The organism is Serratia sp. NA_13 (genome assembly GCF_052691735.1).
In genome coordinates this window covers 1-21,535 of sequence record NZ_JBQZFV010000023.1, presented here as the reverse complement: position 1 = coordinate 21,535, position 21,535 = coordinate 1, and the positions used below count along the sequence as shown (strand labels likewise).

The 21,535-nt window shown below is 54.2% G+C and carries 20 protein-coding genes; 9 read left to right on the top strand and 11 right to left on the bottom strand.

Annotation, left to right across the window (positions count from 1 at the left end):
* The 3 genes from nagK to ACUTSU_RS21745 all read left to right on the top strand — a co-directional run bounded on the left by nagK (nucleotide 1) and on the right by ACUTSU_RS21745 (nucleotide 2,595).
* Nucleotides 1–921 (top strand): N-acetylglucosamine kinase, encoded by a 921-nt coding sequence (nagK, locus tag ACUTSU_RS21755; protein ID WP_445650938.1) that lies wholly within the window; start codon nucleotides 1–3, stop codon nucleotides 919–921.
* Between the two features lie 11 nt (nucleotides 922–932).
* Nucleotides 933–1,769, top strand: a complete 837-nt coding sequence (cobB, locus tag ACUTSU_RS21750) for a Sir2 family NAD+-dependent deacetylase (RefSeq protein ID WP_261088713.1) — start codon at nucleotides 933–935, stop codon at nucleotides 1,767–1,769.
* A gap of 112 nt (nucleotides 1,770–1,881) precedes the next feature.
* Nucleotides 1,882–2,595 (top strand): MurR/RpiR family transcriptional regulator, encoded by a 714-nt coding sequence (locus ACUTSU_RS21745; RefSeq protein WP_445654717.1) that lies wholly within the window; start codon nucleotides 1,882–1,884, stop codon nucleotides 2,593–2,595.
* Nucleotides 2,596–2,611: 16 nt separating this feature from the next.
* Here the strand turns inward: ACUTSU_RS21745 and ACUTSU_RS21740 are convergent, their stop codons facing one another.
* Together ACUTSU_RS21740 and ACUTSU_RS21735 are read right to left on the bottom strand one after the other, a co-directional pair.
* Nucleotides 2,612–3,997 carry a family 4 glycosyl hydrolase gene (locus ACUTSU_RS21740; protein WP_445650940.1) on the bottom strand — a complete coding sequence of 462 codons (1,386 nt, stop codon included), beginning with the start codon at nucleotides 3,995–3,997 and terminating at the stop codon, nucleotides 2,612–2,614.
* Nucleotides 3,998–4,022: 25 nt separating this feature from the next.
* Nucleotides 4,023–5,582: a PTS transporter subunit EIIC gene (locus tag ACUTSU_RS21735; RefSeq protein ID WP_445650941.1), complete on the bottom strand. Its 1,560-nt coding sequence runs from the start codon at nucleotides 5,580–5,582 to the stop codon at nucleotides 4,023–4,025.
* A 360-nt stretch (nucleotides 5,583–5,942) separates the two neighbouring features.
* On the opposite strand from ACUTSU_RS21735, the gene pepT reads away from it, so the two are divergent.
* Together pepT and ACUTSU_RS21725 are read left to right on the top strand one after the other, a co-directional pair.
* Nucleotides 5,943–7,172: a peptidase T gene (gene pepT / locus ACUTSU_RS21730; protein WP_445654716.1), complete on the top strand. Its 1,230-nt coding sequence runs from the start codon at nucleotides 5,943–5,945 to the stop codon at nucleotides 7,170–7,172.
* Nucleotides 7,173–7,257: 85 nt separating this feature from the next.
* Nucleotides 7,258–8,349: a malate/lactate/ureidoglycolate dehydrogenase gene (locus tag ACUTSU_RS21725; protein WP_445654715.1), complete on the top strand. Its 1,092-nt coding sequence runs from the start codon at nucleotides 7,258–7,260 to the stop codon at nucleotides 8,347–8,349.
* A gap of 50 nt (nucleotides 8,350–8,399) precedes the next feature.
* Here the strand turns inward: ACUTSU_RS21725 and ACUTSU_RS21720 are convergent, their stop codons facing one another.
* From ACUTSU_RS21720 to ACUTSU_RS21705, 4 genes are all read right to left on the bottom strand, one after another.
* A complete protein-coding gene (locus ACUTSU_RS21720) occupies nucleotides 8,400–9,521 on the bottom strand; it encodes a ribosomal protein uL16 3-hydroxylase (protein WP_261106878.1) in 1,122 nt (373 codons plus the stop codon).
* 84 nt (nucleotides 9,522–9,605) lie between these two features.
* Nucleotides 9,606–11,063, bottom strand: coding sequence for a two-component system sensor histidine kinase PhoQ (gene phoQ, locus ACUTSU_RS21715; RefSeq protein WP_445651147.1), 1,458 nt, complete (start codon nucleotides 11,061–11,063; stop codon nucleotides 9,606–9,608).
* A 5-nt stretch (nucleotides 11,064–11,068) separates the two neighbouring features.
* Complete coding sequence (gene phoP, locus ACUTSU_RS21710) at nucleotides 11,069–11,740, bottom strand: two-component system response regulator PhoP (RefSeq protein ID WP_012006437.1); 672 nt, start codon at nucleotides 11,738–11,740, stop codon at nucleotides 11,069–11,071.
* A gap of 468 nt (nucleotides 11,741–12,208) precedes the next feature.
* Nucleotides 12,209–12,427, bottom strand: coding sequence for a hypothetical protein (locus tag ACUTSU_RS21705; RefSeq protein ID WP_445654720.1), 219 nt, complete (start codon nucleotides 12,425–12,427; stop codon nucleotides 12,209–12,211).
* 112 nt (nucleotides 12,428–12,539) lie between these two features.
* On the opposite strand from ACUTSU_RS21705, the gene pdxR reads away from it, so the two are divergent.
* The 3 genes from pdxR to ACUTSU_RS21690 all read left to right on the top strand — a co-directional run bounded on the left by pdxR (nucleotide 12,540) and on the right by ACUTSU_RS21690 (nucleotide 15,354).
* A complete protein-coding gene (pdxR, locus tag ACUTSU_RS21700) occupies nucleotides 12,540–14,057 on the top strand; it encodes a MocR-like pyridoxine biosynthesis transcription factor PdxR (protein WP_445654714.1) in 1,518 nt (505 codons plus the stop codon).
* A 122-nt stretch (nucleotides 14,058–14,179) separates the two neighbouring features.
* Nucleotides 14,180–14,632 carry a GNAT family N-acetyltransferase gene (locus ACUTSU_RS21695; RefSeq protein WP_445654713.1) on the top strand — a complete coding sequence of 151 codons (453 nt, stop codon included), beginning with the start codon at nucleotides 14,180–14,182 and terminating at the stop codon, nucleotides 14,630–14,632.
* A 20-nt stretch (nucleotides 14,633–14,652) separates the two neighbouring features.
* Nucleotides 14,653–15,354, top strand: coding sequence for a GNAT family N-acetyltransferase (locus tag ACUTSU_RS21690; protein WP_445654712.1), 702 nt, complete (start codon nucleotides 14,653–14,655; stop codon nucleotides 15,352–15,354).
* Between the two features lie 201 nt (nucleotides 15,355–15,555).
* Here the strand turns inward: ACUTSU_RS21690 and purB are convergent, their stop codons facing one another.
* The 5 genes from purB to rluE all read right to left on the bottom strand — a co-directional run bounded on the left by purB (nucleotide 15,556) and on the right by rluE (nucleotide 19,884).
* Entirely contained in the window at nucleotides 15,556–16,926 is a 1,371-nt protein-coding gene (gene purB, locus ACUTSU_RS21685; protein ID WP_445650948.1) for an adenylosuccinate lyase, read from the bottom strand.
* A 22-nt stretch (nucleotides 16,927–16,948) separates the two neighbouring features.
* The gene (gene hflD / locus ACUTSU_RS21680; protein WP_261098648.1) at nucleotides 16,949–17,575 is read right to left on the bottom strand and encodes a high frequency lysogenization protein HflD; all 627 of its coding nucleotides are present in this window, start codon (nucleotides 17,573–17,575) and stop codon (nucleotides 16,949–16,951) included.
* Between the two features lie 2 nt (nucleotides 17,576–17,577).
* Nucleotides 17,578–18,681, bottom strand: coding sequence for a tRNA 2-thiouridine(34) synthase MnmA (gene mnmA, locus ACUTSU_RS21675; RefSeq protein WP_445650949.1), 1,104 nt, complete (start codon nucleotides 18,679–18,681; stop codon nucleotides 17,578–17,580).
* 95 nt (nucleotides 18,682–18,776) lie between these two features.
* Entirely contained in the window at nucleotides 18,777–19,223 is a 447-nt protein-coding gene (locus ACUTSU_RS21670; RefSeq protein ID WP_445650950.1) for an NUDIX hydrolase, read from the bottom strand.
* Between the two features lie 34 nt (nucleotides 19,224–19,257).
* Complete coding sequence (gene rluE / locus ACUTSU_RS21665; protein WP_445650951.1) at nucleotides 19,258–19,884, bottom strand: 23S rRNA pseudouridine(2457) synthase RluE; 627 nt, start codon at nucleotides 19,882–19,884, stop codon at nucleotides 19,258–19,260.
* A 132-nt stretch (nucleotides 19,885–20,016) separates the two neighbouring features.
* Here rluE and icd point away from each other — a divergent pair, with 132 nt between their 5' ends.
* Nucleotides 20,017–21,270: an NADP-dependent isocitrate dehydrogenase gene (gene icd / locus ACUTSU_RS21660; RefSeq protein WP_112362581.1), complete on the top strand. Its 1,254-nt coding sequence runs from the start codon at nucleotides 20,017–20,019 to the stop codon at nucleotides 21,268–21,270.
* Nucleotides 21,271–21,535 lie beyond the last annotated feature (265 nt).

The following is a 21,535-nucleotide window of genomic DNA, read 5'->3' as shown; positions in this document are numbered from 1 at the left end:
ATGTACTACGGTTTCGATATGGGCGGCACCAAGATTGAGCTGGGCGTGTTCGACGCAGACCTGCAGCGCATTTGGCAAAAAAGGGTGCCGACGCCGCGTGAAGATTATCAGCAACTGCTGGCGACGTTGCGCGACCTGACCTTTGAAGCGGATGCGTTCTGCGGCCAGAAGGGCATGGTCGGCATCGGTATTCCGGGGCTGCCCAGCGATGACGACGGCACCGTGTTTACCGCCAACGTGCCGGCGGCGATGGGGCAGAAGTTGCCGCATGACCTGGCTGAACTGATTGGTCGTGAGGTGCGCATTGATAATGATGCCAACTGCTTTGCGCTGTCGGAAGCCTGGGACGAAGATTTCCGTCACTATCCAACGGTATTGGGCATTATTCTCGGCACCGGGGTTGGCGGTGGGTTGATCGTTGATGGCAAGGTGGTCTCCGGGCGCAATTATATCGCCGGTGAATTTGGCCACTTCCGGCTGCCGGTGGATGCGCTGGAGGTGCTGGGGCGTGATATACCTCGCGTCGCCTGCGGTTGCGGTCATCAGGGATGCATCGAAAATTACATTTCCGGCCGCGGTTTTGAGTGGATGTACGCCCACTTTTACCAGCAGCACTTGCCTGCGCAGCAGATCATTGCGCATTATCAGTCGGGTGAGCCTCAGGCCGTGGCTCACGTCGAACGTTTTATGGACGTGCTGGCGATATGTCTGGGTAATCTGCTGACCATCATCGATCCCCATCTGGTGGTGATTGGCGGTGGATTGTCGAACTTTGAAGCGATCTACCAGGAATTACCGCAGCGTTTGCCGGCACATCTGTTGCGCGTGGCCAAGTTGCCACGGATTGAAAAGGCGCGCTACGGCGACGCCGGTGGGGTGCGCGGAGCCGCGTTCCTCAATTTGGTCAACAGGGAAAAGTAAGGAGAGAGTTAATGCACACTCGCCATCGGCTGTGTCAGTTTCGCAAGAGTAAGCATGTGCTGCATCAGCGCTTTCGTTCGCGGATTTTTCATCGCGATACCATGGCGGCCGCCGAGCTGAAAAAGCCGTTTGTCGTGGTGTTGACCGGGGCCGGGATCTCGGCTGAGTCGGGTATTCGCACCTTTCGCGCTGCCGACGGGCTGTGGGAAGAGCACCGGGTGGAGGACGTTGCCACACCGGAAGGCTATCAGCGCGATCCGCAGCTGGTTCAGGCGTTTTACAATGAGCGTCGCCGCCAGTTGCAGTCGGCGGAGATTGCACCTAATGCCGCACACCGTGCCCTTGCCGATCTGGAAGCCTGGCTGGGAGATAACTTCCTGCTGGTGACGCAGAATATCGATAATCTGCACGAACGTGCCGGTAGTACCCGGGTGCTGCATATGCACGGCGAACTGCTGAAAGTGCGCTGTACCAGTTCCGGGCAGGTATTTGACTGGCCGGAAGATCTCAGCGTCGACGATCGCTGTCATTGCTGCCAGTTCCCGGCGCCGCTGCGGCCGCATATAGTGTGGTTCGGCGAAATGCCGCTGGGTATGGATGAAATCTATCAGGCACTGGCCAAGGCAGACTTTTTCGTAGCTATCGGCACCTCAGGCCACGTTTATCCAGCCGCCGGTTTTGTGCACGAGGCCCGGTTGGGCGGGGCGCATACCATGGAGCTGAATCTGGAACCCAGCCAGGTGGAGAGCCAGTTTGATGAAAAACACTATGGCCAGGCCAGTGCCGTGGTGCCGCGCTTTGTGCATAAATTTCTGGTCGGCAAGGTAGCACGAGCGGATCAGCCTTAAGTTTGACTCCAGGGGAAAGTATTTTCCTCTGGGGTTACACCCACCGCTCCACGAGCTGTCTATCCAGAAAATACCCACCTTCTTTCGTCATAATAGTGCCAACGGGGTGACGGTGAACTTCAAACAGGTCTTCAACCAGGCGGATCTGACTAAAACGGATCTGGCTATTCTCAACTGTATTCTCGATAACCCCGATGCCTGCATCGACGAGGGCATTCGTGCGCTTTCCGCCCGTTGTTATAGCTCGCCGTCAACGGTTGTGCGGTTGGCCAAAAAGTTGGGATTTCGCGGTTATCTGGAGCTGGTATATTTTATCAAATTCAACCTGACCATGGCACCGGCCTATCTGGCTGAAAAGTCGGCACCCGTGGCGGTTAGCGTGCAGCAGCAGGCGCAGTTCCTCGATCTGCTCGACGAGGGCAAAATTCTGATCCATGGTAGCGGTTTCTCGCAACTGGTGGCGCAGTACATGTACAACAAGTTTATGACTCTGGGCATCGACAGCTATCTGTCGCTGTGGCCGGACTTCGATATTCTCGATCGTGAAATGCGTTTTGGTTTCAATATGGTGATCGTGATTTCAAAATCTGGCAATAGTGGTTCGGCATTGAACTGGAGCGAGGCGGTGAAGCGTAACGATATCCGGCTGGCGGCGTTCTGTGGCGACGGTGACAGCCCGCTGGCGCAGCAGGCAGACATGAGTTTTATCTACGAAGATCGTCAAAAATATGACCACGATATCTATTACCCCAACCCGTTCTTTGGCCACTGTCTGCTGGGGTTTGAGAACCTGATCAAAGCCTGGTTTGAACGGCGCAGCCGCTGAGGCCGCGCCGCCGGGATTAACGCCAGTGTTCGGCGTACTGCCTATGGGCCTGCAGATACTCCTCTACCAGGGTTTTCGCCAGCGAGTAGGAATTCACTAGTGGGTGCACCATCAAAGCTTTGATGGCTTTTTTACGATTACCTTCCAGAATTGCCTCTACTGCCAGCCGTTCGTACTCCTTCACCTGAGCGATCAGGTTTTTTTGCGTATCGGGAATCTCGCGCATTTTTACCGGGTGAATACCCGCACTGCTCAGTTCACAGCTGATTTCAATCACGTCCTCAGGATGCAGGAAGTCCAGCGTGTCGTTGTTTTGCATTGATACCACCACGCGTTTTTGCTGGCCGCTGTTCACCGCTTCCAGAATATCGATCGCCACCCCGGCGTAGCCACCGCTGTCCGGCTGTTCGATAAACTGTTGCAGCGTCAGCATGGCGCGTTCTTTCACTTTGCCCTGGCTGGACTCGCGCTGCATATACGAGTTCTCGCGCGTCAGATAATGGCTGAAGTAGAGACTGAAGGCCTGGTCCAGTTGGTTCGGGATGTCCAGCTCGGCCAGATCTGCCAGCATCTGCCGGTTGATCTGCGCAATTTGCTCGCCGCGGGTTTCACCGGCGCTGACGATAGCAGCGATCGCTTGTTCGCGGTAGTAATAGTAATACAGATACTCGTTGAGCATCAGGTTATCGGAGAGTTCGACCAGCTCTGGTGAGAAGTATTTCATGCAGGTATTGCGGTACAGGCGTGGGTCTGCCAGCAGCCGTTCTGTTACCGCTTCACCGTTGACCCTGGCGTTGCGGAACCAGGACAGGTGGTTCAACCCGAAGCAGTCGATGCTCAATTCACTTTCGCGGCAACCCAACAGTTCGGCCAGTTCGCGGATAAACTCGCTGGGTGCGTCACAGATGCCATACACCTGGCGTTTAAAGCCTGACTTGATGATAGCTTCGGTCACCATGCCGGAAGGGTTGGTGAAGTTGAATAGCACTGCGCCTGGCGACGACAGCTGCTCTATCAATCGGCAGTAATCGATAATCGCCGGGATTGAACGCATTGCCATGGCGAAGCCGCCGGCACCAGTGGTTTCCTGCCCCAGAACCTGATGGTCGAGCGCGATGCGTTCATCATAAATACGGCCTTCTTCGCCGCCGATACGCAGGGTGGTGATGATATAGTCTGCGCCGCTCAGTGCCTGATGCGCATCGCTGGTCAGGCTGAAGGCGATATCGCTGCGAATGCGCTGGAATACTCCCTGAGCGATGGCACCGTATACGGCTAGTTTTTGTTGATCGGTGTCCATAAACACCACTTCAGTGACGCCGATACGGTGGGCGTTGTAGGCGATAGATTTGGCCAGGAACGGCGAACGCACGCCGCCGCCGCCCAGAACGGTTAATTTCATTTAATATCTCCCAAATTAATAAATGTCAGAGTGCTGCTAAATACTTCTCAACCTGGCTTTTGACCTTGCCAACGGTGACACCATAAATAACCTGAACCTCGCGTCGATTTTTTACCACGCCTTTGGCGCCGGTGCTTTTTAATGCGGGCTCGTCAATAAGCTGCATATCTTTTAATTCCACCCGCAACCGGGTAAAACAGTTGTCGACGGAAATAATGTTATCTTTGCCACCAAGCGCTCGAATAATGATCACACTCAATTCATTAGGCGTATTTTTACTGTTTTGATACTCCAGTTTAGAATAAAGTTTGACCCCGTCGTCATCCTCGCGGCCCGGCGTTTTCAAATTAAGCTTCAGCACCAGCGTTTTGAATACCAGGTAATAGACGGCGAACTGAATCAGGCCGATCACCACGTACAGCGGCCAGCGAGTGAGGGCCACCGGCAACGGCAGGTTATACACCAGGAACTCAATCAGGCCGCTGGCGCCCCAGGGCCGCACTTCGAACAGGTTACAGGCGACCTGCGACAGCGCAGTCAGCACCGCATGGATCACCCACAGCAGCGGTGAAATAAACAGGAAAGTGAACTCGATCGGTTCGGTGATGCCCACCAGAATCGAGGTGGCGATGGCCGGGATCAGGATCGCCTTGGCCAGCATTTTCTTTTCCGGTTTGGCGGTGTGATAAAAAGCCAGCGCTGCGCCTGACAGGCCGAAGATGGTCACCATACCCTGCTGCGAGAAACGCAGTGCTTCATTCATCAACGGTGAGATACTCGGGTCGCGCATATAGGCCAGGAAAATCGCCTGTGAGCCAGAAACGGTGTGGCCATCCTGCACGATCGAACCGCCGATGCTGGTGAGCTGGAACGGCGACCAGATAAAGTGGTGCAGCCCGGTGGGGATCAGGAATTTTTCGAAGAAACCGTAGACAAACACGCCGAGCGAACCGGAGCTTTTCATAAAGCCGGTCAGGGCGATCAGGCCGTGTGAAATGGCCGGCCACAGGTAGCTGAAGCCGACGGCGTAGAGCATAATCACCGGCGTCATGGCGATCAGCACCAGTTTGGAACCGCCGTAGACCGAGAACACGCCGTTCAGCTCCAGGTTGCAGAGTTTGTTGTGCACCCAGGCGATGGTGATGCCGAGGATCAGGCCGAGGAAAATGCCCATATCCACCACGGTAAAGCCCAGCAGCTCGGTTTGCCCGGTACCGTAATATTGCCCGTTAATTTTCTGCGCTATGTGGCCGCTCAATTGCAAATAGGAGGCGTTGGCACCGAGGAACATAATAAAGCACATTACGGCTACCAGCGCCGCTTCGCTTTTTTTATCCTTTGCCAGGCCATAGGTGATACCAATACAAAAAATGAGCCCGAGGTTGCCAAACAACGGCCAAAAGGTATCCCCGATCATTTTGCCAATATGAAATACGCCGGAGTTTTCATTCACCAGCGTGGCGTTGGTAAGAATAGAACTTAATGCCAGGATTAAACCAATAACCGGCAAAAAGAATATCGGCCCCATCATGGCTTTGGAAAAAAGCTGCAGCTTGCTTAAGATATTATCGATAATACCTTTCATGTCAGTTCCTTTTTTATATTTTAATGGACAACGACGTTGTTGATAAAGCTCCCTGGATGGCGAAAAAGAAAGGGGCAAACTCTGCCTTGGCTAAGTTATAGGAGGAAAAATTCGGTGATGCAATTAGCGGGCGGAAATAGGCACCGGTGGTCACTGGCTGACAACCGGTGCCAGTCGTGAAGAGAATCACACAACAGAAATTCTGGCTGGCGATAACTTCGGGTGTGGTGGTCTGGTCAATCTGAGATATCATCACAAGGTTTAATGATTTCCGTTAGATCTGGCTAAAAATGACCTGTCGCAATATTTGATCCTGATCGGTTCCGCATAATGAAACGCGATATTCTGAGGGCGGATACCATGGATAAACTACTAGATCGTTTTTTTAACTACGTCTCATTCGACACGCAATCCAAAGCGAACGCCAAACATGTGCCGAGTACCGACGGGCAAATGAAGCTGGCGCGCGCGTTGCAGCACGAAATGATTGAACTGGGGTTTGAACGGGTGTCGCTCAGCGAGCACGGCTGCGTGATGGGCACTTTACCGGGCAACGTTGCCTGGTCCGTACCGGCCATCGGGTTTATTTCTCACCTGGATACCTCACCGGATTTTACCGGCAAACACGTTAACCCGCAGATCGTCGAAAGTTACCGCGGCGGCGATATTGCATTGGGCATTGGCGATGAGGTGTTATCTCCGGTGATGTTCCCGATCCTGCACCAGATGCTGGGGCAGACGTTGATCACCACCGACGGCAAAACGCTGCTCGGTGCCGATGACAAGGCCGGCATTGCCGAAATTCTGACCGCCATGGTGCGTTTGCAGCAACGCAATATCCCTCACGGTGATATTCGCGTGGCCTTTACCCCGGACGAAGAAGTGGGCAAGGGCGCACGGTTTTTTGACGTTGCACAATTCGACGCCGAGTGGGCCTATACCGTTGATGGTGGTGGTGTGGGTGAGCTGGAATGCGAGAACTTTAATGCGGCGTCGGTGACGGTGAAAATTGTCGGCAACAATGTTCACCCTGGGAGTGCTAAAGGGGTGATGGTGAATGCTCTGTCATTGGCAACCCGAGTTCAGCAGACGTTACCAGCGGATGAAACCCCGGAAACCACCAGCGGCTACCAGGGGTTCTACCACCTCAGCAGCTTTAAGGGGAGCGTTGAACGTGCAGAAATGCAGTATATCCTGCGTGATTTTGAGCGTGAGGGTTTTGAGGCACGTAAACGCCGGATGATAGAGGTCGCGCAACAGGTGGGCAAAGGTCTGCCGCGTGATTGCTATATCGAAGTGACGATCGAAGACAGCTATTACAACATGCGCGAACAGGTGGCAGAGCATCCCCATGTGATTGCACTGGCACAGCAGGCAATGCGTGATTGTGATATCGAACCGGTTATGAAACCGATTCGCGGCGGTACCGACGGCGCTCAGCTGTCGTTTCGCGGTTTACCTTGTCCAAATCTGTTCACCGGTGGTTATAACTACCACTGCAAGCATGAGTTTGTGTCGCTGGAAGGGATGGAACAGGCGGTTTCGGTTATTATGCGCATCGCCGCGCTGACCGCAGAGCGCGCCAAATAACCTCGATGACATTTAGTATAATTGCTTGCCGCAACAATGATTTGCTCCTAGTGTAGGATATATTTCCAGCACAAGGAGCCGTATCATGAGCAGTACCGAGCACCGTATCGATCGCCAGTGTCTTGAGCAGTTTGTGCAGGCCATTTGGCGCCATGCCGGCAGTAGTGAGCGAGAGGCCGGGCTAGTGGCCGAACATCTGGTTCAGGCCAATCTGGCCGGACACGACTCCCACGGCGTCGGCATGATCCCGAGCTATATGGCATCGTTGGCGCAGGGGCATTTACAGCTTAATGTTCACGCCCAGGTCGTGCGCGACGCCGGTGCGGTCCTGACGATTGACGGTGGTCAGGGTTTCGGTCAGGTGGTCGCCAGTGAGGCGATGGATAAAGGCATCGAACGAGCCAGGCAACTGGGGCTGGCGGCGGTGGCATTAAACAATTCGCATCACATCGGCCGCATTGGCCACTGGGCTGAACAGTGTGCTCGCGCCGGTTTTATCTCCATTCACTTCGTCAATGTCGTGGGCGACCCTATGGTGGCACCCTTTGGCGGCAGCGATCGTCGCTTTGGTACCAACCCCTTCTGCGTTATTTTCCCGCGCACCGGTAAAAAGCCGCTGCTGCTGGATTTCGCCACCAGTGGCATTGCTTTTGGAAAAACCCGCGTCGCCTACAACAAAGGTCTGAGCGTTGCACCGGGCTATCTGATTGACCAGCATGGACAACCGACTCTCGAACCCAAGGTGATGCACGAGCAGCCGTTTGGTTCGTTGCTGCCCTTTGGTGCACATAAAGGTTATGCGCTGGCCGCCCTGTGCGAGATCCTCGGCGGCGCACTGTCGGGCGGGCGAACGACCCACAGTGCTACGCTGAAATCCAACAGCGACGCCATCTTCAACTGCATGACCACCATTATCCTCAACCCTGCGGCCTTTGCGGCACCTGAGATGCAAAGTGAGGCTGAGGCGTTTATTGACTGGGTGAAAGCCTCACCGCCAAGTGACGGACGGCCGATTGAGGTGCCGGGGGAGTGGGAAGAAGCGAATCGCGAGCAACGCTTGCAGCAGGGGATCCCGATTGATACCAATACCTGGCAGCAGATCTGTGTGGCAGCCAAACAGGCGGGCATGCCGGACGACGAACTGGACGGTTACCAGACCAGGGCGCTGCGAGTATAAAAAAAGCCACTCGCCTGGGGGCGGGTGGCTTTATTAGAAGCGCATCAGCTTCAGTCTTTAAAATACCAGTAGCCGTTATTGATCAGTGCGGTCAGCAGCGCCAGGAACGACGGATCGTCCACCGCGTCACCCAACTGGCTAGCATTAACGCTGAAGTTCTGGCACATGGCATCGACAGCCTGCAGATGCTCGGTATCCATCAGTTCGCCGTTCACAAAGCACTGGTCACCAACGCGCAGTACGCGCAGGCCACCCAGACGTTGTAATGGCTCGCCCTGCTGGAGCAGTTCGTAGATTTCGCCGGCCTGGTAAGGCGGCTCCGGCGGCGCGGCATCCAGCTCGTGGCGGGTCTGGGAGATAAACTCGCCGAACCATTGTTGGAAGTGTTCCGGTTGCTCAACCAGATCCAGCATCATTTGGCGCAGAGCGTCGACTTCCTGCGGTAGCACTTGCGCCGGATGTTCACGCAACTGAATGTCCGGATCGCTGTAACGTTTGCTGCCCAGTTCGCGTGCCAGTACGTGGTCGGCAAAGCCGCTGATCAGTTCACGCCCGTTCGGTGCCCGGAAGCCCACCGAGTAATTCAGCGCGTTTTCCAGCGCGTAGCCTTCATGTGGGAAGCCTGGCGGAATATACAGAATATCGCCCGGTTCCATTTCTTCATCGATAATGGCGTCGAAAGGTTCAACCTGCAGCAGGTCCGGGTGTGGGCAGTGCTGTTTCATCGGCACTTTTTCGCCTACGCGCCAGCGACGGCGGCCGGTACCCTGAATGATAAACACGTCATACTGATCGAAATGTGGGCCAACGCCGCCGCCCGGCACCGAGAACGAAATCATCAGATCGTCCATCCGCCAGTCCGGCAGTTGACGGAACGGGCGCATCAGCGCGCTGGAAGGCTCATGCCAGTGATCGACTGCCTGCACCAGCAGCGACCAGTTGTTCTCGCTCAGGTGGTCAAAACTCTCAAATGGGCCGTGAGCAACCTGCCAGCGGCCGTCCTGGTGGCTAACCAAACGGCTGTCCACTTCGTTTTCCATCGCCAGCCCAGCCAGCTCATCCGGGGAGATCGGATCGATAAAGTTTTTGAAGCCACGCTTCAGAATCACCGGACGCTTTTGCCAATAGCGTTGCAAAAAATCGTTCCAGTCCAGATCTAATTGATAATCCATGTTCTATTCCAGGATAGAGGAGTGAGCCTGAGTGCGATTATAACGGAAGTTTGGCCCCGTGGATCGGGGCCTGAGCAACAGAATTTACTCGTTATGGTGGGAGTCGTGCTGGCGAGCGAAAGTGACCTGCATACGTGCACCGCCCAGCGGACTGTCACTGATGGTAATGGAACCGTCGTACTGCTCGATAATCTCTGCCGCTACCGATAATCCCAAACCCTGACCGGGGCGCAATGTATCTACCCGCTGGCCGCGCTGGAAGATCAACTCGCGTTTGCTTTCCGGAATGCCAGGGCCGTCATCATCGATGACGATGGTGAGAAATTTATCGGAGTGGAGGGAGGTGATTTCAACGAATTCCAGGCAGTACTTACAGGCATTTTCCAGTACGTTACCCATCACTTCCATAAAGTCGTTTTTTTCGCCCATAAAGGTCACTTCCGGCGAGATATCCAGCGTGATCACCACGCCTTTGCGCTGATATACCTTGTTCAGTGCCACCGTCAGGCTGTCCAGCAGGGCCGGTACCGAATGGATCTCGCGAGTCAGCACCGTTTGCCCGGAGTTGATGCTGGCGCGGTGCAGGTAGTAGCCGATTTGCTGCGAGATACGGCTGATCTGGTCCAGCATGATCGGCTCGGCTTCCTCGATGGTGGTTTGCTTACCGGTGCGCAGTGAGCGCAATGTGGTTTGCAGTACCGCCAACGGGGTTTTCAGACTGTGGGTCAGATCGGAAAGTGTGGTGCGGTATTTGGTATAGCGCTGGCGTTCGTTGCGAACCAGAATATTCAAGTTGCGTACCAGCCCGCGGAGTTCGCTGGGGGGATTCTCGTCGAGCTGTTCCCGTTCACCGTTTTCCAGCTCGCCGACTTGATTCACCAACGCCTGGATCGGTCGCAGGCTCCAATAGGCCGCCAGCCACAGCAGGGGTACCACCAACAGCAGGTTGGCCAGCAACACATAGCTGAACCATTCCCAGACTACATCTGAACGCTGAAGTTCTTGCGGGATAGTGTCGACCACCACGATGCGTAGCGCTGGCAATCTTGCGGTCGCCGCATAGGTATTGACCGCCACGGAGTGGGTCAGCGCATTCTGGTCGTTGTCGTCATAGTCTTTGAGCTGATCCTGCGCCTTGGGGTTGTTACCCAGGACTTCGCTACTGATACGGGTATCGGTATCAATTTCGTAGAAACCGGACTCTTCCAGCCATTCTTTGTTGATCCGTTTTTCCAGTTCAGGTACCTGACGCTGGCTCCACAGCAGCTTGCCCTTAGCGTCGTAAATAAACACCAGAGTAGGGAAGTTGAGATCGATATCGGGCGGAATGGCGATGGTGAGCTTGTTGTCTTTCCATTGGGCCAGGCTGAAGAACAGATTGCTTTCACCGCGCAGCAGGCGGAAGGCGGTCTTGTCGAAGCTGACGATATAGCCCACTACCGCAACCAGGCCATAGGATAGCGACAGCGCCAGGATTACCCCGGCGGTAGCCATCAAAAAGCGAGCCCGTAGGGAAAAAGGCTTTTTATTTTTGTTGAACATCATGTTCACTTTGCATCAAAACGATAGCCCTGGCCACGAACCGTGGTGATCACTTCCTGTGGATATTCGGCCTGCACCTTTTTACGCAAACGCCCCATCAGTACGTCGATGGTGTGGCTTTCGCGCAGTTCGGCATCCGGATACAGCTGCAACATCAGCGAGTCTTTACTGACCACTTTACCGGCGTTGCGGATTAAGGTTTCGATGATGGTGTATTCAAACGCGGTTAGTTTGATTTGCTGTTCGTTGACGCTCAGTTCACGGCGTGAAAGGTCGATCTGGAACGGCGGCAAGACGATCACCTGGGAAGCCAGGCCGCTGTTACGGCGCATTAATGCCTGCATACGGGCAATCACTTCTTCCAAATGAAACGGCTTGGTGACGTAGTCATCGGCACCGGCTTCAAGCACAGCCACCTTGTCTTGCCAGCTTTCACGGGCGGTCAGCACAAGGATCGGTAATTTCATTTGGTGGGCGCGCCAGCGGCGGATCAGGCTCAGGCCGTCTTCACCCGGCAGGCCGAGATCGACAATCGCGATGTCCGGCGCGTGCTCCTGCAGGAAGTAATCGGCTTCCTTGGCATCTTCTGCCGCATCAACCTGGTGGCCCATTTCACGCATCTGTACGGAGAGGTGGTGGCGCAATAAACCATTATCTTCAACAACCAGTACTCGCATGGCGGACTCCTGTAGATCTGCGGGTGAACATCCTGTCACCCACGCTGTAAAGGTAACACGCTCGGCAGCGTGTGAGGGATAGCGTGCAATAACCTTGGCCATCGGATCGTGATATTGACGTTATGGTAGGTATAACCGGCATTTCCCGCAAGGGACGCAGAGCCTTGGCAGGAAATAAGCGCTATCGATTTTTGGTGCGCGGCCATTATCGACAACGTCCAATAAACGTTGGATAAACAATTCCCATGAGAAGTTAAACCAAACTTAAACGAGAGGATATGTGAGAAAAAGACAGGAGCCCAATCGGCTGGGCTCCTGGCCGGTTTTAAGGATGATCTGGTTTGGTGAGGCTGTTTTTGCGTATTTACTGCACCTGAGCGGCGGTGACCGCCGGTGCATCAGTTATCCAGATAGGTCTGAGCACCCGGTTGACTGACGTTGCTGTTTAGCAAAATTTTGACCGATCCCCTATTCTGCAGCAGCGGATTTACCTGCAGTGCTGCAGACCTTTTCGAACTTGTCGAAGTAGGGTTCCAGCTCCTGATAGCTCAGCGGGTAGTCCTGCAGCGTCATGTCTTCTGGGATCCACTTGGCAGCGTATTTTTCATTTAGGGTGGTGTGCAGCCTCACCTCGGATGGCAAAGCGTGCATTGGTTTAGGGTTGGCGCTCTGAATGAAATAATGCATGATCTTTTTCAAAACATTTTGTTCACAACCAGATTGATATAGCTCAATTAACCAACATCTCCAGCGCTGGTTTATCCTCCAGCGGTATGGAAGATCTCTGAGTCGGAATAGCATGAAACACAGCGGTGACAGCCAGCAGGGCGTTTCGCCAGATGCGATACAGGCAAGCTTTATTCAGCATTTACGACAAGGAATGACGCGTAAGGCTGCGCTGCATCTGACAATCAAACAGCAGGTAACGACGGGCGAACTGAGCTACCTGGCAAAGCTGCCGCCCAGCCGGGTTCTGGCGGCTCGATTGGGGGTTTCACGCGATACCGTCGAACAGACCTATGCCCAACTGGAAGCGGAGGGCTATATTGCCCGTGCCGTGGGGCGCGGTAGCTTTGTCAGCTACCAGCAAGACACCCTGATCGGTCGTGAACTGCTGGCCACTGACAACCCTGACCAGGCCCTGTTGGTGGAGCGTGAGCTGAGTGCGCATGGTCGCTCCTTGCTGATTGCCGCTCATGCTCCGCATACCCGCCGCAACGGCTCGTTGACCCCCTCACTGCCCGATTTGCGTCTGTTCCCCATCGATAGCTGGTTGCAACTGGAAAAGCAGGCGGTGCGACAGGGGGCGGAGCGCCTGTTGGGTTATGCCGATCCTCAGGGGCTGGTGGAGTTGAGAGAGGAAATCATCGAGTATCTGCGGCGTGAAAGAGGGGTTAAAGCCGGCACGGAACAGGTGATTGTGGTGACCAGTTCCCAGCAGGCGCTCTCGCTATGTACTCAGGTGCTGTTTAATCCCGGCGACCGGGTGTTTGTGGAAGAACCGGGTTACCAGGGCGCGAAAAAACTGGTTCAGTCTGCGGGATTAATCGCCCAGCCGATTGAGGTGGATCCCTGTGGCATGGATATTGATGCGTTAATAAATACCGAAGAGGGCGGACGGGGCGTTTATATTACACCGTCCCACCATTATCCGCTGGGATACTCACTCAGTATTGAACGAAGATTAAAACTGTTGGCATGGGCGCAGCGTGAAAAGGCCTGGATCCTCGAAGATGATTACGATTCCGAATTCAATTATAACGGCCTGACTACCGCTGCGTTGCAGGGGCTGGATCAACATCAACGAACCTTATATATCGGTACCTTTAGCAAGACCCTGTTCCCAGGATTACGCATTGGTTTTCTGATTGTTCCACCGCAGCTAATTAAACCCATGGTGGCCGCCAAACAATTCCAGGATGGATATACTTCGGCCCTGCCGCAAATGACGTTATTTAAATTTATCAATGAAGATTTCTATGCCGAACATTTAAGGAATATGCGCAAGATATATCAGGCCCGGCTGGAGATTTTGCATGCGGCGGTGCATCAGTACCTTGCCGCCTGGACTCAACCACGGTTACCGCAGGGCGGGCTGCAATTGGTTTGCCCGTTGCAGGACGCGGCTACCGAGCGGTGGTTGATTCAGGCCGCCGCTGCGCAGGACATGAGGGTCTACGGTTTGATTGATTTTTATACTCACACCCCAAGTGAAGGGGCGTTGGTATTTGGCTTTGCTGCCTATGCCCCCGACGAGATTGTAAATTTTATCAAAAAGTTATCATGCATTTTTGATTCGTTACCTGTACCGGGCTAAAAGCAGTCAGGTCGCTAAAATTGGTCTGCTCGTTGTTATTAATTGGTCTGTTTTCAGGCTGCGTTGGCCGGTGTACCCTGTTGGAATTACGTTACTTTTCTTGGAAAAACCCGTGAGGCACCATGCATCCAGTAAACCCTGAAGTAGTAGTACGCAGAATACAAAACGATGATAAATCACAATGGTTGGATCTTTGGCAGGGATATCTTCATTTTTATCGTGCGGATATTTCGGCAGAGGTTACCGATCATACCTTCGAACGTCTATGTGTAGAGTCGCAGGTTTATGGTCTGGTGGCGGAAGATAAAGGCGGCAAGCTGTTGGGATTGATGAACCTGATATTCCACCCTTCAACCTGGAGTTCTGTTGGCTATTGTTATATTGAAGATCTCTATGTTTCACCCGCGGCACGCGGCAAGAAAGTGTCTGAAAAATTATTTGATCAGGCCTATCGCTTGGCGAATGAAAAAGGCAGTGAGCGGGTTTATTGGGCGACGCAGGAATATAATGCTCCGGCCCGTTCGCTGTACGATAAAATAGGTAAAAGAACTTCGTTTATTATTTACCAACGTTAACGGCAGGTTGCGGAGACTTTATGGTGCTCAATCAATTCGGCCAGCCGGTGGGTGAGCCATTAGCCGATTGGCAGGCGGCGAAGCGGCCCGGTGGCGAGACGCTTGACGGGCGCTTTTGTCGCCTGGAATCGCTTGAGCCTCAGCGCGATCATGCCGCGTTGTTCAGGGCTTTCCAGCAGGCACCCGATGGCCGCGACTGGACCTATTTATCGATAGAACGGCCGGAGAATCTTGCTGCCATGCTGCAGCATCTGACAACCTTGCAGGCGAACCCCACGTTGGTGAACCTGACGGTGTTTGACCGCGCAAGCCAGAGTCCGGTCGGGACGGTTGCCTACATGCGTATCGACGAAGGTAACGGCGTGGCAGAGATTGGCCATGTCAGTTGGTCACCCGTGATGAAGCAGTGCTCGAGCGCCACCGAAGCGATTTATCTGATGCTGCGGCACCTGTTTGAGGACTTGGGTTATCGCCGCTGTGAATGGAAGTGCGACAGTCATAACGCGCCCTCCAAACGGGCGGCGGCGAGATTCGGCTTCAACCATGAGGGCACTTTCAGGTATGCGCTGATCACCAAGGGCCGCAGTCGTGATACCGACTGGTTTGCCATCACCGCTGACCGCTGGCCGACAATCAGGGTCGGGTTTGAGCAATGGCTGAACGCCGACAACTTTGACCAACAAGGGCGGCAGAAAAAACGGCTGCAGGATTTAATGGGATAAAAAAGGCGGCCAAATGGCCTAATGCTTGTCAGTTAAGAGAATGAGGCCCGATAATTCGGGCCTTAGCAGGAGAGATACCAGGTTGTAAGCCCGATTCTTTCGTTTTCCTCTAAGCATAAATATGAATTTTTATTCATACAATATGCTTAACTGATTGGTATTAGGCCAAATGGCCGTCTTGCTGTTTTTACTGTAGGGCGATTACTTCAATTCATCGACCATGGTCGCCGCGCGGCCAATGTAATTAGCCGGGGTCATGGCTTTCAGACGCGTTTTCTCTTCTTCCGGCAGTGCCAGGCTATCGATAAACGTCTGCATACCGGCAGCATCCACACGCTTGCCGCGAGTCAGCTCTTTCAGCTTCTCGTACGGCTTTTCGATGCCATAACGGCGCATGACGGTCTGGATTGGCTCGGCCAACACTTCCCAGTTGTGATCCAGTTCATCCAGCAGGTGTGTCTGGTTCACTTCCAGCTTGCTGATGCCTTTCATGGTCGCCTGGTAGGCGATCAGCGCATAACCCAGGCCAACGCCCAGATTACGCAGCACGGTGGAGTCTGTCAGGTCGCGCTGCCAGCGGGACACCGGCAGTTTGCTGGCCAGATGGCCCAGTACCGCGTTTGACAGACCCAGGTTGCCTTCGGAGTTTTCGAAGTCGATTGGGTTAACCTTGTGCGGCATGGTAGAAGAACCGATTTCACCGGCGATGGTTTTCTGCTTGAAGTGATTCAGGGCGATATAACCCCAGATATCACGGTCGAAGTCGATCAGGATGGTGTTGAAACGCGTTACGCAGTCAAACAGCTCGGCGATATAGTCGTGCGGTTCGATCTGAGTGGTGTACGGGTTCCAGATAATGCCCAGCGAGGTAACAAACTCTTCGCTGAACAGATGCCAGTCCACTTCAGGGTAAGCGACGATGTGGGCGTTATAGTTGCCGACCGCGCCGTTGATTTTGCCCATGATTTCCACGCGCTCAAGCTGACGGAACTGACGCTCCATGCGGTAGGCGACGTTGGCAAATTCTTTACCGACGGTGGACGGGGTGGCCGGTTGGCCATGGGTACGAGACAGCAGCGGAATATCGCGGTATTCCAGCGCCAGGCCCTTGATCGAATCGATGATTTTACGCCAGTACGGCAGCACCACATCCTGACGTGCCGTTTGCAGCATCAGCGCGTGCGACAGGTTGTTGATGTCTTCGGAGGTACAGGCAAAGTGGATAAACTCGGATACCGCCTGCAGGGCAGGGACCGTTTCCACTTTTTCCTTCAGGAAATACTCAACCGCTTTCACGTCGTGGTTGGTAGTGCGTTCGATAGTCTTGATGCGTTGCGCGTCTTCTTCACTGAACTCTGCGACGATCTTATCGAGGAAAGCGTTTGCGTCGGCGTCAAAAGCCGGAACTTCCTTGATTTCTGCGCAGGCGGCCAGTTTTTGCAGCCAACGTACTTCAACCTGCACACGGAATTTCAGCAGACCGTACTCGCTGAAAATGGTGCGCAGTGCGCTGACTTTATCACCGTAGCGTCCATCAACGGGGGAAACGGCGGTCAGTGAGGATAATTCCATCGGTAGCAACTCCTGGGATCTATTAACAATGAGCAACGATATTTTGCGCCTGTTTGAACAGACGATTACGGGAAAACATTAACTGCAGGCGGCTACCGCCAACCTGTTGCCACAGCACAGCGGCACGGATGCCTGCCAGCAGTGCGGCGCGAACCTTGGCCTGCACCTGCGGGTTTTGCAGGATAGCCGGTGAACCTGTCACCTGAATGCGTGGCCCGAGTGGGCTGACGACGTCGACATAGATGCCGGCCAGCGCGCTGATAATGGTGTCTGATTCCAGATCAAAATGTGCCAGTTGACGTTCAAGCTGGCCGAGACGTTCGCCAAGCTGGTTCATCGCCTGTTTGTTGGCGTTGAGTTTACGCTCCAGCACCATCAGGCTGATGGTGTAGCGGGTCAGTTCTGCAGCCAGGCCTTTATTGTTGGCATTGAGCACGCCCATCAGCGTCTCAAGGCCCATTTTCAAATTGCGTTCTTCACCGCCGAACACCGCCAGCGTGGAAGGAGGATCCATCTGCAGCAGGCTGCTCAGCGAGGTATGAAATGCCTCGCGCTCGCATTGGCCTTCGTGCGCCAACTGCTGGACCAGACGCGCAGTCTGGCTGATCCCGGCCATCGCCAGCGTAATGTCATAATAGTTCTTCGCCACGATTACTCCTGTAAACGCTGTTCGATAATGCCGCCGCCGAGGCAGATTTCATCCAGGTAGAACACGGCTGACTGACCTGGGGTGACGGCGGCGACCGGCTCGTCGAAACGCACTTCAATGCGTTGTTCGTCAAGCGGGGTGACGGTGCAGGGAATATCCTGCTGGCGATAACGGGTTTTCACCGTACAGCGGAACGGCCCACTCAGCGGCAGGCGATCGACCCAATGCAGTTGCTGCGCGATCAGCCCGACGGACATCAGGCGCGGATGCTCATGCCCCTGCGCGACCACCAGCACGTTGTTGGCGACGTCTTTGTCCACCACGTACCATGGATCTTCGCTGCTGTCTTTCATGCCGCCGATACCCAGCCCTTTGCGCTGGCCCAGGGTGTGGTACATCAGACCCTGGTGTTCACCGACGGTTTGGCCGTCGACGCTAACAATCGGGCCGGGTTGTGCTGGCAGATAACGGCCGAGGAAGTCGCGGAATTTGCGTTCGCCGATAAAGCAGATACCGGTGGAGTCTTTTTTCTTGGCGGTCACCAGTTCAAGCTGTTCAGCGATGCGGCGCACCTCTGGTTTTTCCAGTTCACCGACAGGGAACAGGCTTTGTGCGACCTGCTCGTGGCTCAGGGTGTAGAGGAAATAGCTCTGGTCTTTGTTGCCGTCGACACCGCGCAGCAGACGGCTTTTGCCGTCAACGTCCTGGCGACGCACGTAGTGGCCGGTGGCGATAAAATCTGCCCCCAGATCTTCTGCGGCGAATTCCAGGAAGGCTTTGAATTTGATTTCTTTATTGCACAGGATGTCCGGGTTCGGCGTGCGGCCGGCCTTGTACTCTTCCAGGAACAGTTCAAACACGTTGTCCCAGTACTCTGCCGCGAAATTCACCGTGTGCAGTTCGATGCCGAGTTTGTCGCATACCGCTTGTGCATCGGCCAGATCGGTCGCTGCGGAGCAGTACTCTTCATCGTCGTCTTCTTCCCAATTCTTCATAAACAGCCCAGCGACCTGATAGCCCTGTTGCTGTAACAGATAGGCAGTAACGGAAGAGTCGACGCCGCCGGACATACCGACGATTACTTTTTTCTGGCTGTTGTCTGACATGGGGATCTCGCGAACTTGAACACTAACCGTGCTGATAAAAAACAAGCGCAGGATTTTACCACGTTGCCTTCGTCGGCGCACGGCACTTATTCACCTCAGAACGGCCAGTTATAGCTGCTGACCAGCGACAGCGGGTAGCGTTCCGGCTGCTGATAACAACGAATGCTTTCGGCGACCAGAGCGGAGCGCAGGTTGGGCGCCTGCAAAATCTCTTCGGCGCTCAGCCACAAACAACGGTCGATGTCACTGTCGTGCGGCTCGGTCGGCAATTGCTGCTCCAGCTCAATGACAAAGCAAAAGCGCAGGAACGGCGTGTTGTCCGGTGCGATCCACTGGTGCAGCTTGAGGAACGACTGCGGCGTGGCGCGAATGCCGGTTTCTTCCCACAGCTCGCGTTCTGCGGCTTGTACCAGCGTTTCATCGGACTCGAGATGGCCGGCCGGCTGGTTCCAGAGTGCCTTGCTGTTAATGGTCTCTTCGACGATTAAAAACTTGCCGGCGGCGTGAACTACGCAGGCAACGGTTACGTGCGGTTTAAACATGGAGGCCCCTTACAGCGAAGGATTGACGGGCGGACTAAAGTGAATCAAGGCATTTCCATTCACCGGGTTGCAGTTCCCCCAATGACATATTACCCATACTGTAGCGAATCAGTCGCAGGGTAGGGAAGCCGATATGTGCAGTCATGCGACGTACCTGGCGGTTTCTTCCCTCATACAGAGTGACTTTCAGCCAGGCCGTGGGGATCGACTTGCGTTCGCGGATCGGCGGATTGCGCGGCCACAGCCATTGCGGTTCGGCGACCAACTCCACGCCGGCCGGCAGGGTCGGGCCATCCTTGAGCGTGACGCCGTTGCGTAAAGCGACTAAATCGCTGTCCTGGGGCGCGCCTTCTACCTGCACGTAATACACTTTGCCGGTGCGTTTACCCGGCTCCGTGAGCTGCGCCTGCAGCTTGCCGTCATTGGTTAACACCAATAATCCTTCGCTGTCGCGATCCAGTCGCCCGGCGGCGTAAACATCAGGAAAAGGAATGAATTCTTTCAGCGTGGTGCGGCCGGCCTCATCGGTAAATTGCGGCAGCACATCGAAGGGCTTGTTGAATAACACCACGCGACGCGGCCCCTGCGCGATAGCAGGTTTGGCGGAAGCAGGCGGGCTGAATCGTTTAACTTTGTGATTTCTAACAGGGAATTTTTTCATAACAGTTGAGATTACGGATGATAGGCGCATTATAGCTGAATCCGTTTCGGATTGGCGCGGACAGAAAATTCCAGTAGTATCTACACGCATCTTACAAAGCATTAACAAAAATTGCGCTTGAAGGAGAGGTTGATGGAAAGCAAAGTAGTTGTTCCGGCAGAAGGTAAAAAGATTACGGTCGATGCCCAGGGTAAACTGGTTGTTCCGAATAACCCGATCATTCCGTTTATTGAAGGCGACGGCATTGGCGTCGACGTTACCCCTGCTATGATTCACGTGGTTGATGCAGCAGTAAAAAAAGCCTACCACGGCGAACGTAAAATCTCCTGGATGGAAATCTACACCGGCGAAAAATCCACTCACGTTTACGGGAAAGACGTGTGGCTGCCGGAAGAAACCCTGGATCTGATCCGTGACTACCGCGTTGCCATTAAAGGCCCGCTGACTACCCCAGTCGGTGGCGGTATTCGCTCCCTGAACGTGGCCCTGCGCCAGCAACTGGACCTATACGTGTGTCTGCGTCCGGTGCGTTACTACCAGGGCACCCCAAGCCCGGTTAAACAGCCAGAGCTGACCGACATGGTGATCTTCCGCGAAAACGCCGAAGACATCTATGCGGGTATCGAGTGGAAAGCCGGTTCTGCTGAAGCAGACAAAGTGATCAAGTTCCTGCGCGACGAAATGGGCGTGAAGAAAATCCGCTTCCCAGAGCAATGCGGTATCGGCGTGAAGCCATGCTCTGAAGAAGGGACCAAACGTCTGGTTCGTGCAGCGATCGAATACGCAATCACCAACGACCGTGACTCTGTGACTCTGGTTCACAAAGGCAACATCATGAAGTTCACCGAAGGTGCCTTCAAGGATTGGGGCTACGAACTGGCGCGTGAAGAGTTCGGCGGTGAGCTGATCGACGGCGGCCCATGGCTGAAAATCAAGAACCCGAACACCGGTAAAGAGATCGTGGTTAAAGACGTGATCGCCGACGCCTTCCTGCAGCAAATCCTGCTGCGTCCGGCTGAATACGACGTAATTGCTTGTATGAACCTGAACGGTGACTATATCTCCGACGCCCTGGCCGCACAGGTTGGCGGTATCGGTATCGCACCGGGTGCCAACATCGGTTCCGATTGCGCACTGTTCGAAGCGACCCACGGCACTGCACCTAAGTATGCCGGTCAGGATAAAGTGAACCCAGGTTCCATCATCCTGTCTGCAGAAATGATGCTGCGTCACATGGGCTGGTTCGAAGCGGCTGATCTGATCGTTAAGGGCACTGAAGGTGCAATCGCTGCCAAGACCGTGACCTATGACTTCGAACGCCTGATGGAAGGCGCTAAGCTGCTGAAATGTTCAGAGTTTGGCGACGCTATCGTTAAGCATATGTAATTTTCAGCATTGCTGAAAATGTTAACGGGGGCTTCGGCCCCCTTAGTTTTTCCCCTCTCAAAAAATTCTTCTGCAAAACTTCTGCAAAACGGATTGAAAAACGTACAAATTTCGTTATCGATTATTTCTCGTAAAAAACGTGATTGCACTAATACTAAACACATAAGTAATGTGATAGTTTTACGAAATCATCGTAATAGGGAATTTAAAGATGGTGACCTGCTCCCCGTTGATTAACACACCGCGATGTTAGTAATGTCTTCAT